15 protein-coding genes are annotated in these 17,198 nt (G+C 74.9%); 4 read left to right on the top strand and 11 right to left on the bottom strand.

Annotation, left to right across the window (positions count from 1 at the left end; genetic code table 11):
• From NX801_RS26060 to NX801_RS26045, 4 genes are all read right to left on the bottom strand, one after another.
• On the bottom strand, positions 1–1,330 hold a 1,330-nt coding region (locus tag NX801_RS26060; protein WP_258790355.1), incomplete at its 3' end, for an L-aspartate oxidase.
• Positions 1,327–2,337, bottom strand: a complete 1,011-nt coding sequence (gene panC / locus NX801_RS26055; RefSeq protein WP_258790354.1) for a pantoate--beta-alanine ligase — start codon at positions 2,335–2,337, stop codon at positions 1,327–1,329. The genes panC and NX801_RS26060, both read right to left, overlap by 4 nt.
• Positions 2,334–3,428: a Rossmann-like and DUF2520 domain-containing protein gene (locus tag NX801_RS26050; RefSeq protein ID WP_258790353.1), complete on the bottom strand. Its 1,095-nt coding sequence runs from the start codon at positions 3,426–3,428 to the stop codon at positions 2,334–2,336. The genes panC and NX801_RS26050 overlap by 4 nt, the downstream gene beginning before the upstream one ends.
• Positions 3,429–3,761: 333 nt before the next feature.
• Entirely contained in the window at positions 3,762–4,040 is a 279-nt protein-coding gene (locus tag NX801_RS26045) for a hypothetical protein (protein ID WP_258790352.1), read from the bottom strand.
• 105 nt (positions 4,041–4,145) lie between these two features.
• On the opposite strand from NX801_RS26045, the gene NX801_RS26040 reads away from it, so the two are divergent.
• Complete coding sequence (locus NX801_RS26040) at positions 4,146–5,231, top strand: DUF5937 family protein (RefSeq protein ID WP_258790362.1); 1,086 nt, start codon at positions 4,146–4,148, stop codon at positions 5,229–5,231.
• A gap of 197 nt (positions 5,232–5,428) precedes the next feature.
• Here the strand turns inward: NX801_RS26040 and NX801_RS26035 are convergent, their stop codons facing one another.
• Positions 5,429–6,106, bottom strand: a complete 678-nt coding sequence (locus NX801_RS26035; protein WP_258790351.1) for a response regulator — start codon at positions 6,104–6,106, stop codon at positions 5,429–5,431.
• A 221-nt stretch (positions 6,107–6,327) separates the two neighbouring features.
• Positions 6,328–7,524: a sensor histidine kinase gene (locus tag NX801_RS26030; protein ID WP_258790350.1), complete on the bottom strand. Its 1,197-nt coding sequence runs from the start codon at positions 7,522–7,524 to the stop codon at positions 6,328–6,330.
• Positions 7,525–7,691: 167 nt separating this feature from the next.
• Between NX801_RS26030 and NX801_RS26025 the strand changes: the two genes are divergently transcribed.
• Positions 7,692–8,819 carry an SAM-dependent methyltransferase gene (locus tag NX801_RS26025; RefSeq protein WP_258790361.1) on the top strand — a complete coding sequence of 376 codons (1,128 nt, stop codon included), beginning with the start codon at positions 7,692–7,694 and terminating at the stop codon, positions 8,817–8,819.
• 181 nt (positions 8,820–9,000) lie between these two features.
• Positions 9,001–10,191, top strand: a complete 1,191-nt coding sequence (locus tag NX801_RS26020) for an NADH-quinone oxidoreductase subunit D (RefSeq protein WP_258790349.1) — start codon at positions 9,001–9,003, stop codon at positions 10,189–10,191.
• A 95-nt stretch (positions 10,192–10,286) separates the two neighbouring features.
• Here the strand turns inward: NX801_RS26020 and NX801_RS26015 are convergent, their stop codons facing one another.
• The 4 genes from NX801_RS26015 to NX801_RS26000 form a co-directional block, all read right to left on the bottom strand.
• On the bottom strand, positions 10,287–11,372 hold the full coding sequence (locus NX801_RS26015) for a coiled-coil domain-containing protein (RefSeq protein ID WP_258790348.1): 1,086 nt from the start codon (positions 11,370–11,372) through the stop codon (positions 10,287–10,289).
• Positions 11,373–11,617: 245 nt separating this feature from the next.
• Positions 11,618–12,625: an ABC transporter substrate-binding protein gene (locus NX801_RS26010; protein WP_258790360.1), complete on the bottom strand. Its 1,008-nt coding sequence runs from the start codon at positions 12,623–12,625 to the stop codon at positions 11,618–11,620.
• Positions 12,626–12,883: 258 nt separating this feature from the next.
• Positions 12,884–13,561, bottom strand: coding sequence for an ABC transporter permease (locus NX801_RS26005; RefSeq protein WP_258790347.1), 678 nt, complete (start codon positions 13,559–13,561; stop codon positions 12,884–12,886).
• Between the two features lie 3 nt (positions 13,562–13,564).
• The gene (locus tag NX801_RS26000) at positions 13,565–14,284 is read right to left on the bottom strand and encodes an ABC transporter permease (protein WP_258790346.1); all 720 of its coding nucleotides are present in this window, start codon (positions 14,282–14,284) and stop codon (positions 13,565–13,567) included.
• A gap of 151 nt (positions 14,285–14,435) precedes the next feature.
• Between NX801_RS26000 and NX801_RS25995 the strand changes: the two genes are divergently transcribed.
• Positions 14,436–15,587, top strand: a complete 1,152-nt coding sequence (locus NX801_RS25995) for an ABC transporter ATP-binding protein (protein ID WP_258790345.1) — start codon at positions 14,436–14,438, stop codon at positions 15,585–15,587.
• 153 nt (positions 15,588–15,740) lie between these two features.
• Here NX801_RS25995 and NX801_RS25990 read toward each other — a convergent pair whose 3' ends face one another.
• Positions 15,741–16,856, bottom strand: coding sequence for an alpha/beta hydrolase (locus NX801_RS25990; protein WP_258790344.1), 1,116 nt, complete (start codon positions 16,854–16,856; stop codon positions 15,741–15,743).
• Between the last annotated feature and the right edge of the window lie 342 nt (positions 16,857–17,198).

Below are 17,198 nucleotides of genomic sequence, written 5' to 3'. Positions count from 1 at the left end.
CACCGGCGGCAGGCATCCCGGCGCCGGCTCCCGCCTCGGCAGCACCGGCTGTCCCGGCCTCGGCAGCACCAGCAGAACCGGCACTGGCCCCGGCGGCGATGGTCGCGGCGATGCGCTCGGCGAAGACCAGGCCCTCCAGCAGGGAGTTGGAGGCCAGCCGGTTGGCGCCGTGCACTCCGGTGCAGGCCACCTCCCCGCAGGCGTACAGCCCGGGCACGGTGGTCCGGCCGCGCAGGTCGGTACGGACACCGCCGGAGGCGTAGTGCGCGGCCGGGGCGACCGGTATCGGCTCGGTCACCGGGTCGAAGCCGTGCGCCCGGCAGGCGGCCAGGATCGTCGGGAAGCGGGACTCCCACATCGCGGCGCCGAAGTGCCGGGCGTCCAGGTACATATGGGCGGCGCCGAGCTCGCGCATCCGGCGCATGATGCCCTTGGCCACGATGTCGCGCGGCGCCAGCTCGGCCAGTTCGTGCTGCCCGACCATGAAGCGGACACCGTCCGCGTCCACCAGATGGGCGCCCTCGCCGCGTACCGCCTCGGAGACCAGCGGCTGCTGGCCCTCCGCGTCCGGGCCGAGGAAGAGCACGGTCGGGTGGAACTGGACGAACTCCAGGTCGCTGATCTCGGCGCCCGCCCGGAGCGCCAGCGCCACCCCGTCGCCGGTGGAGACGGCCGGATTGGTGGTCGCCGAGAAGACCTGGCCCATGCCGCCGGTGGCCAGCACCACCGACGGGGCCCGGACCGCGCCCACGCCGTCGTGCTGGCCCTCGCCCATCACATGCAGGGTGACCCCCGCCGCCCGGCCGCCGGAGTCGGTGAGCAGATCGAGGACCAGCGCGTTCTCGACGGTTCTGATGCCGCCCGCGCGGACCGCGTCGACCAGCGCGCGGGAGATCTCGGCGCCGGTGGCGTCGCCGCCCGCGTGGGCGATCCGGCGGCGGTGGTGGCCGCCCTCCCGGGTGAGCGCGATGGCCCCGCCGCGCTCGGTGTCGAACCGGGCGCCGGTGGCGATCAGCCGCCGTACCGCGTCCGGGCCCTCGGTGACCAGGGCATGCACCGCCGGCTCGTCGCAAAGTCCGGCGCCCGCGACCAGGGTGTCGTCCCGGTGCTGCTCGGGGGTGTCGCCCTCCCCGAGCGCGGCGGCGATGCCGCCCTGGGCCCAGCGGGTGGAACCGGCGTCCAGCCGGGCCTTGGTCACCACGACCGTACGCAGACCGGCGGCGGTGCAGCGCAGCGCGGTGGTGAGCCCGGCCACGCCGGAGCCGACCACCACCACATCGGCGTCGACGGCCCAGCCGGGGGCGGGTGCCTGGAGGCGTATGCCGGTCATCGGGTGGCTCCGAAGGTCAGGGGCAGGTTGTCGATCAGACGGGTGGTGCCGACCCGCGCGGCGACGGCGAGCACCGCGGGGCCGGTGTGGTCGTCCCGTACCTCGGTGAAGTCGGCCGGGTCCACCAGCGCCAGATAGTCGAGCACCAGTGGCGGTTCGGCCTTCTCCGCGTCCCCGAGTACCGCGCGGGCGGCGTTCCGAACCGCTCCGGCACCGGCCGGCGCGGCGGCGGCCACCGCGTGCGCGTCCGCCGCCGCGCGGGCCTCGCCCAGCCGGGACAGCGCCTCGGCCCGGCCCGCCGAGCCGGGCGCGGCCCCGGCCCTGGCCAGCAGCGCCTGCTGGGCGGCGAGCCGGTCCCGGGCCGCGAAGAGCGCGGCGGAGAGGGCGAGCGCGGTACGCCGCTCCGCCGCCGAGAGATAGCGATTCCGGCTGGAGAGCGCGAGGCCGTCCTCCTCGCGCACGGTCGGTACGCCGACGATCTCGGCCGGGAAGTTCAGATCGCGCGCCATCCGGGTGATCAGGGCGAGCTGCTGGGCGTCCTTCTGGCCGAAGAAGGCCAGGTCGGGGCGGGCGAGATGGAGCAGCTTGGCCACCACCGTGAGCATCCCGTCGAAGTGGCCCGGCCGGACGGCGCCCTCCAGCCGCTCCCCCATCGGGCCCGCGCTGATCCGCACCTGGGGGGCGCCGCCGGGATAGACCTCCTCGACCGAGGGGGCGAACACGGCGTCCGCCCCCGCCTCCCGGGCGACGGCCAGGTCGGCGTCGAGGGTGCGGGGGTAGCGGTCCAGGTCCTCGCCCGCGCCGAACTGCAGCGGGTTGACGAAGACGGTGACGGTGACGAACCCCTCGGGCCCCACCCGGCGGCGGGCGGCCCGGATCAGGGTGGCATGGCCCTCGTGGAGCGCGCCCATGGTCATGACCACGGCGATACGGCCCCGGGGCGCCCGGCGGACCAGCTCGTCCGCCAGCTCGGCGCGGGTGGGGATCAGGGCGAACTCGCGGCTCATCGGCTGCTGCCTCCGTCGGGTCGGTCGCCTCCGCCGGGCAGGTCGCCCCCGCCGGGTCCGCCCTCTCCGCCGTCCGTGTCGTCTGTGCCGTCTGTGCCGTTTTCGCTGTCGCGCCCGCCGGCTTCGTCGCCGCGCCCGCCGCTGGTACGGCCGGCGCCGGTGTCGCCGCCGGCGTCAGCGGGCCCGGCGGCCCCGGCGGTCCGGGGGTCGGCCAGCACGCCGAGCAGTTCCTCGGCCGGTCCGGGCTTCAGCAGCCCGTTGGCCAGCGCCCGGTCGGCGGTGGCCCGCGCCATGGCGAGGTAGCCGGCGACGGCGCCGGGGGCGTGCCGGCGCAGCTCGGCGATGTGCGCGGCGACCGTGCCCGCGTCACCGCGCGCGACCGGGCCGGTCAGCGCCGCGTCGCCGAACCGCAGGGCGTTGTCCAGGGCGGCGCCCAGCAGCGGGCCGAGCATCCGGTCCGGGGCGCCGACGCCCGCCGCCCGGAGCAGCTCCATGGCCTGGGCGACCAGCGTGACCAGGTGGTTGGCGCCGAGCGCGAGGGCCGCGTGATAGAGCGGGCGGTCGTCCTCCGCGATCCACTCGGGCTCGCCGCCCATCTCGATCACCAGCGCCTCGGCGGCGAGCCGCAGTTCCTCGGGCGCGGTGACCCCGAAGGAGCAGCCGGCCAGCCGCTGGACGTCGACCGCCGTCCCGGTGAAGGTCATCGCCGGGTGCAGGGCCAGCGGCAGGGCGCCGGCCCGCCGGGCGGGGTCCAGCACGGCCGCGCCGTACCGCCCGGAGGTGTGCACCAGGAGCTGCCCCGGTCGTACGGCGCCGGTCTCGGCCAGGCCCCGGACCAGCCCCGGCAGGGCGTCGTCCGGCACGGTGAGCAGCACCAGGTCGGCCCGGGCCAGCACCTGGGCGGGCTCCATCAGCGGCACCCCGGGCAGCAGCTCGGCGGCCCGGCGCACCGAGGCGTCGGAGACCCCCGAGACGGCGACCGGGTGGTGCCCGGCGAGCGCCAGCGAGGCGGCGAGGGCGGGGCCCACCCGCCCGGCGCCGACGACGCCGACGGCGAGCCGGGCGGGGCGGGGTTCAGCAGGAGTGTTCACGCGGCGACGGCCTTCCGTTCCAGTCCGCGAGGGGTACCGGACGATTTCCCGCCATGCTACGCCAGCGTTACGGAGGGCTCCGGAGTTGTCCACAGGCTGTGGGCAAAGCCTTGGACACTCCCGCGGGCCGGCCGGACCGCCTTGCTCCCCCGGTCCGTCCGCCGTGCTTCCCCGGCCCGTCCGCCATGCTCCCCGGCCGTCTGCCGTGCTCCCCGGCCCGTCCGCCCGTGCTCCCCGCCCGTCCGCCGTGCTCCCCCGGCCGGACCGGGCCTCCGTACTCTCCGGTGCTCCCCCGGCCGTACCGGGCCTCCGTGCTCTCCGAGCCTCTCCCGGTCAGCCCGCCGTCCGGCGGGCGCGGAGCCGGGGCCACCAGCCGCGCGGCGCACCGCTCCCGAACCCGGCCCCGGCGGCCACGGTGGTCCCCGACCCGGCGGTCCCGGGCCGGCGGGCGGACGGGCCGGCCGGGCGGCCCGCCAGGACCCGGCGGAAGCGGCGGTACTCACGGACCGACCGCAGCGCCGCGAGGTCGCCCTGCCCCGGCGGAGGCGGCGGTGTCTCGCCCCGCTGGGCGGCCCGGTAGAGATCGATCATGTGCTGCTGCGTCGCGTTCATGGGACCAGGCTGCGCGGCCCGGCCCCGCCGCCGCGCGTCGATTGACGAGGGCCGTCAAATGAGATGAGCGGCCGCCCGGACACCGCCACCATGGGTCGGGTGAGCGTGACCATCGACATCACCGGCCTGCCGCAGGAGCGGATCGTCTTCGAGCTGTCCCCCTTGGGGGAACTGGGCGCGGCCCTGCACGCGCTGGCCGAACCGGCGCACCACCCGGGGCTGCACGGCTGGGCCACCGCGACCGCCGCCGGGCTCAAGCCCGACCTCGCGGACCGGCTGCTTGAGGCCAACTTCCTCTGGGCCACCACCTTCTCCGACGTCCTGACCCCGTTCGCCGGGCTGACCGACCCGGACGCCCGGCCGGGCGCCACGCTGGCCGAGGAGCTGGATCTGCTGGACCGGCTGGACGAGGAACGGTTCGTGACCGCCGCCCTGGAGTTCACCTGCTCCGCCTCGTACGCCTCCGGCGATCCGGTCCGGCCCGACCGGGCCCTGGAGCTGGCCGCCAACCGGGGGCCCAAGCAGCTGGACTTCACCCGGCGGCTGCTGGACGACCCGGTGGCGGTACGGGCCTGGCTGCGCCGGCTCTTCGAGGACTGTGACGAGGCGTTCTTCGCCGACACCTGGCGCCGGGCGCAGCCCCGGCTGGCCGCTGACGCACGCCACAAGACGGAACTGCTGCGCCGCAAGGGCCTGGCGGACGTGCTGCGGGACGTCTCCCCGGCCGTGGCGCTCAGCGAGGAGGGACCGGCCCGGCGGATCGTGGTGGACAAGCTCTCCGAGGGGCACACCACCGCCGGGAACGGGGTGACCTTTCTGCCGTCCGCCTTCGGCTGGCCCCATCTGTGGGTGCTGCACGCCAGGGGCTGGCGCCCGGTGGTGCACTACCCGGTCGGCGCGCCCGAGCCGGCCGACCCGGGCTCGGTGGAACTGCTCGGGCTGCGCATGGAGGCGCTGGCCCACCCGATGCGGATGCGGCTCTGCCGGCAGCTCGCCCGGGCCGCGTACACGACGACCGAGCTGGCGGACTCGTACGGGATCACCGCGCCCGAGGTCTCCCGCCATCTGGCGGTGCTCAAGAAGGCCCGCCTGATCACCACCCGGCGGCGCGGCCGCTATGTGCTGCACCAGCTCGACGTGGCCGCCGTGGCCCGGATCGGCAGCGACTTCCTGGAGGCGGTGCTGCGCTGAGCCGGGGGCGGGGCCGAAGCCGGGACCGGAGGCGGGAGCGTACGGCCCGGGGCCCGCCGTACGGACCGGACGCCGCCGAGCGGTCCGCCGGGGCCGGACCCGCCCCTGGTGCACGGCCCGGGGCGGCTGTCCGTGCCCGGGCCTCGCCGTACCGGCCCGGCGCCTCCCGTACGGTCCACCGGGCTCGGGCCCGGGGCTCAGTACCCCGTACCGCCGCCCGCGCGGACCAGTCCGGACTCATAGGCCAGCACCACCACCTGGACCCGGTCCCGGAGCGACAGCTTGGTGAGGATCCGGCCGACATGGGTCTTGACCGTGGCCTCGGAGAGCACCAGCTTGGCCGCGATCTCGCCGTTGGACAGGCCCTGCGCGACCAGCAGCATGACCTCGCGCTCCCGCTCGGTGAGCCGCTCCAGCGCCGGGTCGCGCGGCTCCTTGCCCGCCGACGGCAGCAGCGGCGAGAACCGGTCGAGCAGCCGCCGGGTGGTGGAGGGCGCCACCACCGCGTCGCCGCTGTGCACCGAGCGGATCGCCGACAGCAGTTCGGCCGGCGGCACGTCCTTGAGCATGAAGCCGCTGGCCCCCGCCTTCAGCCCGGAGAAGGCGTACTCGTCCAGGTCGAAGGTGGTGAGGATGAGCACCTTGGGGGCGTTCGGCCCGGCGCAGATCCGCCGGGTCGCCTCCACCCCGTCCAGCCGGGGCATCCGCACGTCCATCAGCACCACGTCCACCGCCGTGGAACGCAGGCGGTCGATCGCCTCGGCCCCGTCGCCCGCCTCCGCGACGACCTCCATGTCCGGCTGGGCGGCGAGCACCATCCGGAAGCCGGTACGCAGCAGCGCCTGGTCGTCGACGAGCATCACGCGAATGGCCATACGGGTTCCTCGGTTCCTCGGGATGGGGAGAAGGGCCGGCAAACGAAGGTACCGAGGGAGCGACCCGACCGGGCCGGGCCGCCCGCTCCGGACGGTCGTACCTGTCGTACCGGTCGTACCGATCAGACCAGTCAGGCCGATCAGACCGTCAGACCGATCAGACCGATCAGACCAGTCAGACCGATCAGGCCGGTCCAGCGGATCAGACCGGCCGGACCGGCTCATTCGGCCGGCTTGAGGGGCAGCAGGACACTGATCCGGAAGCCCCCGCCCGGGCGGGGGCCGGCCTCCAGGGTCCCGCCGACCATACCGACCCGCTCGCGCATGCCGATCAGCCCGTGGCCCCGGCCGTCGGCCCCGCCGTCCTCGTACAGCTCATGGGTGGCACCCCGGCCGTCGTCCTCGACCAGCAGGCCGAGACCGTCGTCGAAGTAGACCAGCCGCACGCTCGCCCCGGCGTCCGGGCCGCCGTGCTTGCGGGTGTTGGTGAGCGCCTCCTGCACGATCCGGTACGCGGTGAGCTCGACGCCGCTGGGCAGCGGGCGCGGGCTGCCCTCCACCCGGAAGTCGACCTCCAGACCGGCGCCCCGGACCTGCTCCACCAGGTCCTCGATCTGCCGGACGTCCGGCTGGGGGACGTACTCGCCGGCCTCCCGGGGCTCGCCGGTGCGCAGCACACCGAGCAGCCTGCGCATCTCCGCGAGGGCCTGGCGGCCGGTGGTCGAGATGGTCTCCAGCGCCTGTTTGGCCAGGTCCGGGGAGTTGTCCAGCACATAGGCGGCCCCGTCGGCCTGGACCACCATGACCGAGACGTTGTGCGCCACCACGTCGTGCAGCTCGCGGGCGATCCGGGCCCGCTCGGCGGCCACGGCGACCTTGGCCTGCGCCTCGCGCTCGGCCTCCAGCCGGTGGGCCCGCTCCTCCAGCTGGGCGAAGTACGCCCGCCGGGTGCGGATCGAGTCGCCGAGCACCCAGGCGAGGACGAAGGGGACGCTCATCACCACGGTGAAGAAGATCCGACCGGGTACGGAGACGTCCTCGACCGGCCAGCGGATCTGCGAGAGCGGGGCCGCGCAGACCCCGCCCACCAGCGCCAGCCGGGACGCCCAGCGGGAACCGTCCCGGGCGGCGACGGTGTAGATGACGACCAGCATCGCGAAATCGGCCGGGTTGGTCGGGATGTCCAGCGCCAGCTGGGCCACCCCGCTTCCGGTGGCGAGCAGCAGCATCTTCTCCGGCGCCCGCCGCCGCAGCGCGATCACCAGGCAGAGCAGCACGACGGTCATGGCGGCCAGGACCGGCGAAGTGGACTCCGGGATCTCACGCACCCACAGCATGGAGAAGGCCAGGAGCATCAGGGCCCAGAAACCGTCGACACCCGTCGGGTGCCTGCGGAGGAAGTCATAGAGACGCTGCACGTAACCCAGCGTAGGCAGATCGCCAAGGCGCCCGGGTCACCCCGAGGTGCCATCCGGCGACCGGAGCGCTACTCCCCAAGGTGGAGACTGGGGAGGTGACGGACGACACCTGTCAAAGCGGCGCGCCGGACGGCCCCCGCGCTCTCCCCGGCTCCCCGGGCCCCGGGATTCCGGGCCCCGAGGGCGGTACGCCCGGCTCCGGCGGCGGGTTCGTGCGGTGGCGGGCCGCCGCCGAGCGGGCGCTGTACGGGCCGGGCGGCTTCTACCACCGCCCCGAGGGCCCGGCCGGTCACTTCCGGACCTCAGTGCACGCCTCGCCGCTCTTCGCCGGGGCGGTGGCCCGGCTGCTGGTGGAGGTCGCCGAGCGTCTGGGCACCGACGAGGTGGACTTCGTGGACCTGGGCGCGGGCCGGGGCGAGCTGCTGACCGGGGTGCTGGCCGCCGTGCCCGGCGGGCTGCGGGTAAGGGCGTACGCCGTGGAGCGCGCCGCCCGGCCGCCCGGCCTGGACCCGGCCGTCGTCTGGACCGGCCGGCCGCCGGCCGGGGCGCGCGGACTGCTCTTCGCCAACGAGTGGCTGGACAACGTCCCCGTGGAGGTGGCCGAGACCGACGGGGCGGGCACCCCCCGGTACGTCGAGGTCGCGCCGGACGGCACCGAGCGGCCGGGCGCCCCGGTGGCCGGCGCCGACGCGGAGTGGCTGGCCCGCTGGTGGCCGCCGCACGGGCCGGGCGCCCGCGCCGAGATCGGCCGGCCCCGGGACGAGGCGTGGGCCCGGGCGGTCGGCTCGCTGGCGGGTGGCCTGGCGGTGGCGGTGGACTACGCCCATGAGGCGGGCGCCCGGCCGCCGTCCGGGACGCTCACCGGATTCCGGGACGGCCGGGAGGTGCGCCCGGTGCCGGACGGCAGCTGCGACCTGACCGCGCATGTGGCGCTGGACGCCTGCGCGGCGGCGGGCGTGGCCGGCCCCCCGACCGGTGGCTCCCCGGCGCCGGCCTCCCCGGCGGCCGGTTCCCCGGCGGGCGGCTTCCCGGTGCCGACGGCCGGTTCCCCGGCAGGCGGTGGGGCCCGGCCCGCGCCCGAGCTGGTCCCGCAGCGGGAGGCGCTGCGCCGGCTCGGGGTGCGTGGGAGCCGCCCCGCCCTGGAGCTGGCCCGCACCGACCCGGCCGGCTACCTCCGGGCGCTGGCCGCCGCCGGGGAGGCCGCCGAGCTGACCGCGCGGGGCGGGCTCGGGGACTTCACCTGGCTCCTCCAGCGGGTGCCGGACCGGGACCGGCCGGGCGGTGCCGGTGCGTGAGCCCCGGGGAACCGCCCCTTGAGCCCCGGGGGCCGGCCGATGAGCCCCGGGGACCGGCCGGACACCACGGAGCGTGCGCCCCGGGGGCCGGCCGCACGCCACCGGTGCCCAGGGCCCAGGGGCCGCGCCATGAGCCCCGGGCCCGGCGGGCCCGGACGCGGCCCGGGGGATACTGGCGGGCATGACGCGGAGCACCAGCAGTACCGGGAGCGCGCAGGGCGCCGGGGAGACCAGGGAGACCACGGTCGGCGTCGGCGGCGCGGCGGAGAGCACCGACATGGTGCTGAACATCGGGCCGCAGCACCCCTCCACGCACGGCGTCCTCCGGCTGCGTCTGGTCCTGGACGGCGAGGTGATCCGGCGCGCCGAGCCAGTGATCGGCTATATGCACCGGGGCGCCGAGAAGCTCTTCGAGGCCCGGGACTACCGGCAGATCGTGATGCTGGCCAACCGGCACGACTGGCTGTCGGCGTTCTCCAACGAGCTCGGCGTGGTGATGGCCGTCGAGCGGATGACCGGCATGGAGGTCCCGGAGCGGGCGGTGTGGGTCCGTACCCTGCTCGCGGAGCTCAACCGGGTGCTCAACCATCTGATGTTCCTCGGCTCCTATCCGCTCGAACTGGGCGGCATCACCCCGGTCTTCCACGCCTTCCGGGAGCGCGAGGAGCTCCAGAACGTGATGGAGGAGATCTCCGGCGGCCGGATGCACTACATGTTCAACCGGGTCGGCGGCCTCAAGGAGGACCTGCCCGCCGGCTGGCCGGGGCGCGTCCGGCACGCCGTCGCCGAGGTGCGCTCCCGGATGGACGTCTTCGACCGGCTGGTGCTCGGCAACGAGATCTTCCGGGGCCGGACCCGGGGTGTCGGCGTCCTGTCGCCCGCCGCCGTGCACGCGTACGGGGTGAGCGGCCCGATCGCCCGCGCCTCCGGCGTCGACTTCGACCTGCGCCGGGACGAGCCCTATCTGGCGTACGGGGAGCTGGGCGACACCCTGAAGGTGGTCACCCGGCAGGAGGGCGACTGCCTGGCCCGGTTCGAGTGCCTGCTTGAGCAGACCCACAACGCGCTGGACCTGGCCGACGCCTGTCTCGACCGGCTGGCCGAGCTGCCCCCGGGGCCGGTCAACCAGCGGCTGCCGAAGGTCCTCAAGGCGCCCGAGGGCCATACGTACGCCTGGACCGAGAACCCGCTCGGCATCAATGGCTACTACCTGGTCTCCAAGGGCGAGAAGACCCCCTACCGGCTCAAGCTGCGCTCGGCGTCGTACAACAACATCCAGGTGCTCTCCGAGCTGCTGCCGGGCACCCTGGTCGCGGACATGGTGGCGATCCTGGGCTCGCTCTTCTTCGTCGTCGGCGACATCGACAAGTAGGCCCGAGCACTAGGCCAGGTGGTACGGCCGGGGGCCCCGCGTCCGTTCTCCCGGACGCGGGGCCCCCGCGCTCGTCCCGCACGATCCCGGCGGCGTCAGCCCACCGCGCCGTGCAGCCTCACCATGTCGAGCTGCTCGGTCTCGTCGTGCTCGGTCAGGTCGATGACCGCCCCGGCCTCCGGCGCCCCGGCCGGCCGGCCGCCGCCCGGACGCTCCGCCCCGGCGGCGAAACCGGCACCCGCCGGCCCGGCCTCCCCGGACGCGGGCGCGGCCGCCTCCGCCGGGTGCTCACCCCGGGCCGCCCGCCGCTGGTGCGCGGCGAGCGCCTCCTCGCCCACCACATCGGCCAGATCCTGGTCCTGTACGGCCTCGATGGCGGCGCCCGGCTCGGTGGCCGCCGTCCCCCCGGCGCCGGCGGCCCGGCCCTGAGTGGTCTGGGCGCCCTGGGCGCCCTGGATGCTCTGAGTGCCCTGGGTGCCGAAGAAGTCGAAACCGCCCGTCGGGCGGGGCACCGGGCGCCGGTGCGCGGCCGGCTCCACGGCGGTGGCCGCCGCAGGCACCCGGCGCGAGGCGGGCGGCGCGGCCGGCTCCGGGGCACCCCCGGTGGCCGGCGCCCGGCCGTCCCCGGCCTGCCGGGCGGTGCCGCGCGGCAGGTTCTCCAGCGCCCGGGCGGCGCCGAGGAAGGCCGCCGGGGAGAGCGCGCCGGAGTGCCCGGCGGCCGGGCCGGCGGACCCCAGGGCGAGCTTGCGGCGGCCCTCCAGGGCGCTGGCCCGCTCGGTCTCGGCGTTGGCGTACCGCCGCAGCAGCGCCGCGTGTTCGCCGCGCAGCCCGGCCAGCTCCATCCGCTTGGCGCGGAGCTTGGCGTCGAGCCGGGCCCGTACCGCGCGCGACTCCTCCAGGTCCGACTCCAGCTCGGCCAGCCGCTCCTCGGTCTTCCACTGGTCGCCCGCGCGGGCCCGGGTGAGCTCCGCGACCCGGCGGCCCGCGGCGCGGTCCCAGTTCCGCATCAGCACGGCGCCGGTGACCGCCGCGGCGGCAGCGGCGGCGGCCAGCACCCGCAGCGGCAGCGGATCCGCGAGGAACCAGGCGCCGCCGGCGCAGAGAACGGACGCGCCGGCCACCGCGGAGGGCGGCAGAAGCCGGTGCAGGGGCGGGGAATGGCGGTGGCGTCCACGTGGCATGGCCTGAAATTTACCGTGCGTAGGCGTTCCATGGGGTGTCGGCCCGGCAATGTTTCGCCGTCGGATCTCGTGTGATCCGCTGTCAACCCTCATACCGTTTCCCCCGTCTTCTCGGGTGATACCCGGGTGATGGCCCGGCGGTTATCCACACATTCCGCGCCCGGCGCGGAGGTGCCTCCCGGTTCGCCCCGGCCCCGCCCCCGGCGCGCCCGTCCCGCGCCGGCGGCCGGACACGGGGCCGCCGGCTACTTCTTGATCAGCCCCTTGGACTCCAGGTACTCCTTTGCCACGTCCGCCGGCTTGGCGCGCTCGGCGTCCACCTTTCGGTTCAGATCGACCAGATCCTGCGTGGTCAGCGCCTTTGTGATCTTGTTCAGGACGGTGGCGATCTCCGCCGAACCGGCCTCCTTGGCGTTGACCACCGGCAGCACGTTGTCGGCGTTCTGGAGCTTCTTGTCGTCCTCCAGCAGCACCAGGCCGAAGTTGTCCAGGGTGGCGTCGGTCGTCGTGGTCAGCACCAGCTGGTCGGTGCCGTCCTTGACCGCCTGCTTGGCCTGTGTGGTGCCGACGCCCTTGGGGTCGATGCCCGCCACGTCGATGCCGTAGGTCTTCTTCAGACCGGGCGCGCAGAACGGCCGTACCGCGCACTCGTCGCCTGCCGCGATCTTCACCTTCAGCTTTGCCGCGCCCAGGTCGGAAAGGGTCTTGAGCTTGTTCTTCTCCGCGAATTCCCTGGTCACCGCGAAGGCGTTCTGGTCGACGGCCGGTCCCGCCGGAAGCACCTTCAGCCCGCGCGGCCCGGCGAGCTTCTCCAGCGCCGTCACGGTGGCCTTCACCTCGCTGGACGCGACCGGCTTCGCCGTGGCCGCCTGCGCGCCGTTCACCTTGGCGTTGAGGAATTCCGCGAGGGTCGCCGCGTATTCGGGGACGACGTCGATCTCGCCCTTCTCCAGGGAGGGTTCGTAGAGTTCCCGGTTCTCCACCGTCTTGATCGACGTCCGGTAACCGGCGTCGCCCAGCACCTGGGCGTACAGCTCCGCCAGCACATTGGCCTCGGTGAAGCCTCCCGAGCCGATGACCAGGGTGCCTTTTCCGCCGGAGCCGGAGCCGCCCGTACCCCCGGAACCGCCCTTGCTCTCCAAGCTGTCCCCGCCGCCGCACCCGGCGAGCCCGCCGGCCAGCGCCAGCACGCCCAGCACCGCGCCCGCGCCGCGCACCCGGCTCGTCCTGCCCGTCCCGCTCGCCCCACGCATCCCGTTCGTCCCACTCATGCCGTTCTCTCCGTCCGGACGGGGACCCGGGAGAGCGCCCGCTCCCCGGAGTCCGCTGCTCATCGATTCGTACTCATCGGCCTCACCGGCCGCTTCGACTTCTTCGGCTTCTTCGGTCTCACCGGTCTCACCGGTCTCGTCAGCCTGGTCGGCCCCATCGGCGCCGGCGGCCCGTGTCCACCGGCCCCATGCCGCCTCCGCCCGCGCCGCCCCGGCCCGTACCGCTGAGGGCCCGCCCGGTCAGGCGGTGCTCCGGCGGCGGCGCATCGGGTCGAAGACCCGGCCCGCCACCACCAGCAGACCCTCGACCAGCAGGGCCAGCGCGCCGACGATCAGCGCCCCCGCCACCACCTGCGCCGTGTCATAGGTGTTGAAACCCGCCGTGATGATCCGGCCCAGACCGCCCTGCCCGGCCATCGCGGCGAGCGTGGCGGTGGCGATCACCTGGACCGTCGCCACCCGCAGCCCCGTCATCACCAGCGGGTACGCCAGCGGCAGTTCGACCTTGCGGAAGACCTGCCAGGGCGACATGCCCATCCCCCGCGCCGCCTCCACGACCGCCCGGTCCACCTCGCGCATCCCGAGGTACGCGTTGGTGAGCAGCGGCGGTACGGCGAAGAGCACCAGCGCCAGAATGGTCGGCAGGTCGCCGTGGCGGCCCAGCGGGGTGAGGGTCAGCAGCACCAGCACCGCCAGGGTGGGCACCGCGCGGCCCACGTTGGAGAGGTTCACCGCGAGGGCGCCGCCCTTGCCGATGTGCCCCAGCCAGAGGGCCAGCGGCAGCGCGAGCAGGCAGGAGACCGCCAGGCAGACCCCGCTGAAGTAGAGGTGCTCGGCCAGCCGGTGGCCGGCTCCGCTCTCTCCCCGCCAGTTGGCCCCGGTGGTCAGCCAGGTCCAGGCTCCGGTCAACGCGTCCATGGCTCAGCCCGCCTCCGCCACCCGTATCCGCCCGCCGCGCCCGGCGCCCCCGCTCCCCCGCCGCCGCGTCCAGGGCGTCAGCAGCCGCTGGAGGCCGAGGAGCAGCAGATCGGCGGCGACCGCCAGCAGCACACAGAGCACCGAGGCGGTCAGCACCTGGGCCTTGAAGAAACTCTTCAGCCCGGTCGTGATCAGGGTGCCGAGGCCGCCGTAGTCGACCAGGGCACCCACCGTCGTCAGGGCGATCGTGGAGACCGTCGCCATCCGCACCCCGGCCATCATCGCGGGCAGCGCCAGCGGCAGTTCCACCTCCCAGAGCAGCCGCCCCGGCCCGTATCCCATGCCGCGCGCCGCCTCCCGCGCCTCCTCGGGCACCGCCGCGAGACCGGCCAGCACATTGCGCACCAGGATGGTGAGCGAGTACAGCACCAGGCCGGTGACCACCAGCGCAGCCGACAGCCCGAGGAGCGGCAGCAGCAGCGAGAACATGGCGAGCGAGGGAATCGTGTAGAAGACGGTGGTCACGCCCAGCACCGGCCCGGACAGCCGGGGCCTGGCCCGCACCAGCAGCGCCAGCGGGAAGGCGATGGCCAGCCCGATCAGGACCGACACGACGGTGATCCAGACATGCTGGACCGTCGCGTCCGTCAACTCCTGGGCCCGCGACCGGACGTACTCCGCGCAGATCCAGTCGTTGGCGGCCAGACAGTTCGGTGTGCTCACCCTGCCCCCCGTTGCCCTCCCGATATGGTGCGATCCGCCGACGACCCTATATGCCGCTCATCCGGCCGACCATCCGCCACCAGCAGTCGCGGGAAGACGCCATACCCCGGCAACACACCCTTCACACGCCACCGGTCAGACTGGGGGAATCATGATCCGATTCGAGCACGTCACGAAGCGGTACGCGGACGGCACCACCGCCGTGGACGATCTGTCGTTCGAGGTGGCCGAGGGCGAACTCGTCACGCTCGTCGGCCCGTCCGGCTGCGGCAAGACCACCACCATGAAGATGGTCAACCGGCTGATAGAGCCGACCGAGGGCCGGATCCTGGTGGCGGGCAAGGACATAGCCGCGACCGATCCGGTCCAGCTGCGCCGCCGGATCGGCTATGTCATCCAGCAGGTCGGACTCTTCCCGCACAAGACGGTCCTGGAGAACACCGCGACCGTCCCGCATCTGCTGGGGACGAAGAAGGCCGCCGCGCACGCCCGCGCCGCCGAACTCCTCGACCTGGTGGGGCTCGACCCCAGGACCTACGGCGACCGCTACCCGGACCAGCTCTCCGGCGGCCAGCGGCAGCGGGTCGGGGTGGCCCGGGCGCTCGCCGCCGATCCGCCGGTGCTGCTGATGGACGAGCCGTTCGGCGCCGTGGACCCGGTGGTCAGGGAGCGGCTGCAGAGCGAGTTCCTCAAGCTCCAGTCGCAGGTCCGCAAGACGGTGCTCTTCGTCACCCATGACATCGAGGAGGCGGTCCGGCTCGGTGACCGCATCGCGGTGTACGGGGAGGGCCGCATCGAGCAGCTGGACGCGCCCGCCGCCGTGCTGGGCGCCCCGGCCACCCCGTACGTCGCGGAGTTCGTCGGCTCGGACCGGGGCCTCAAGCGGCTCTCGGTGACCCCGATCGAGCCGGGCGACCTGGAGCAGCCGCCGGTGGTGCACCTGGACGACCCGCTGCCGCTCGCGGGCGGCCTCGGGGACGCTCGCTGGGCCGTGGTCCTGGACCGGGACGACAATCTGCACGGCTGGCTCTCCGCCGAGCAGGCCGCCGGGTCGGGCGGCACGGTGGCCGACCACGCCCGCCGGATGGAGGCATGGCTGCCGGTCGGCGCCTCGCTGAAGCAGGCGTTCGCCACCATGCTCCAGCACGACGCGGGCTGGATCGCGGTCATCGACCGGGAGGAGAAGGGCCGTTTCCTCGGCGTCCTGACCCCGGCCCGGCTCCACGAGGCGCTGCGCCGCTCGGTGGACGCCGACGCCCGGGCCCTGCCCCGTACCGAGGTGGACATCCAGACCGTCAGCTGAGCCCCGGGAGGCCCCGGCCGCCCGCCGAGCGCTGCGGGCACCCGGCCGCCCGCCGGGCGCGGACCGGCCGCATGGGCACCCGGCCGCCTGCCGGGCCGACCACCACCACGGGCGCCCGGCTCCCCGGTGGAGGGCCCGGGGTCGGGTGCTGGCTCAGGCGGCGGACAGCCGGCCGCTCAGCCACACCAGGGCGGGCGGGATCTCCCGGTTCCAGGTGGTGAAGTTGTGCCCGCCGCTCTCCAGGGTGATCGAGGAGACGCGCGCGGGCGCCCTCACCTTGCGGATGAACTCCCGGGTGCCCCGGAGGTTCCCCTCGCCCTTCTCCGAGGTGGTGACCAGGAACGACGAGCGTCCCTGCGGCAGGTGCTCCAGGCTCCACAGCAGGTTGGCGCGGTCGCGCGCGCGGCGGTCGCCGCCGAAGAGGTCGCCGGTGGTCACGTCCTCGGCCGCCCTGTAGTACGCCGAGAGCCCCGCCCCGGCGGCGTACCGCTCCGGGTGGTGGAGAGCGATCTTCAGTGCGCAGTAGCCGCCCGTCGAGTTGCCGATGAAGCCCCAGTTCCGGGCCCTGGTGCCGACCCGGTACGCCGAGGAGACCGCGCCCGGCAGGTCCTCCGCGAAGAACGTCTCGGTGCGCGGGCCGTCCGGCACGTCCACGCACTCGGTGTCCCGGGGCGGGGCGACCGTGGGCCGCAGCATCACCAGGATCATCGGCCGCATCGCCCCGCGCGCCACCTGCTCATGGGCGGTACGCGGGTACTTCAGCCCCTTGAGCAGGTTCTCCGCCGTGCCCGGGTAGCCGGTGAGCACCACGGCGGCCGGGAACGTCTTCCGGGCGTACCCGGGCCGGAAGTACTCGGGCGGCAGATAGACGTACGCCGGGCTGGAGATGCCGGACTTCTTCCCGGAGACCACCACCTGCTGGATCCGTCCCGCCTCCTCCGGCCGGCCGCCGCCCGGCACGTCGGTGCGCCGGGTGGCGAGGACGCGTACCGCGCCGGGCGCCCCGGCGGAGTGGTCCACCACCACGCCGGGGGTCTGCTCCCGGCCGAGGAGGTCGGCCCAGGAGCCGTAGAAGAGGAAGTAGTTGTTGGCGGCCAGCCCCACGGCGGCGAAGAGCGCCAGCTGGACCCCGAGCAGCAGCCCGATCCGGCCGAGCACCGCCCCGGCCGTGCGCCGCGCCAGTCTGGGCCACAGCCAGACGGTGACGGCGAAGAACGCCACCGCGAGCAGGGCGGCCAGCGCCAGGACTTTGTTACTGGTGAGACCCATGAGCCGCCCCGTCCGAACCCTTCATGTCATCGATGTGCCGGTGCGCCGAGCCGCGCACCAGCGGCCACCCGTCGCACCGGTGCCCCGTCCCGCCCGGGCCGTCCCGACCGGCGGACGGTCCCGACCGGCGGACGGTCCCGACCGGCGGACGGTCCCGCCCGGCGGACGGTCCTGTCCGGCGGACGGTCCCGCCGGGATCTCGTCCTGCCGGTGGATGACCCCGCCGGCCTCTCGTCCCACCGGCGGATCGCCATCTCGTCGTACCGAACCGTTCGGGGAGAATTTCCCGCACGGGAGTGAACCCGCCCTCCGGGCCCGCCGTCTTATGGAGCGCATGTGCTT

Origin of the sequence: Streptomyces pyxinae (assembly GCF_024756275.1) — a bacterium.
Lineage (GTDB): Bacteria > Actinomycetota > Actinomycetes > Streptomycetales > Streptomycetaceae > Streptomyces > Streptomyces pyxinae.
Note: the sequence above shows the minus strand (reverse complement) of the source record. Positions and strands in the feature narration are given on the sequence as shown.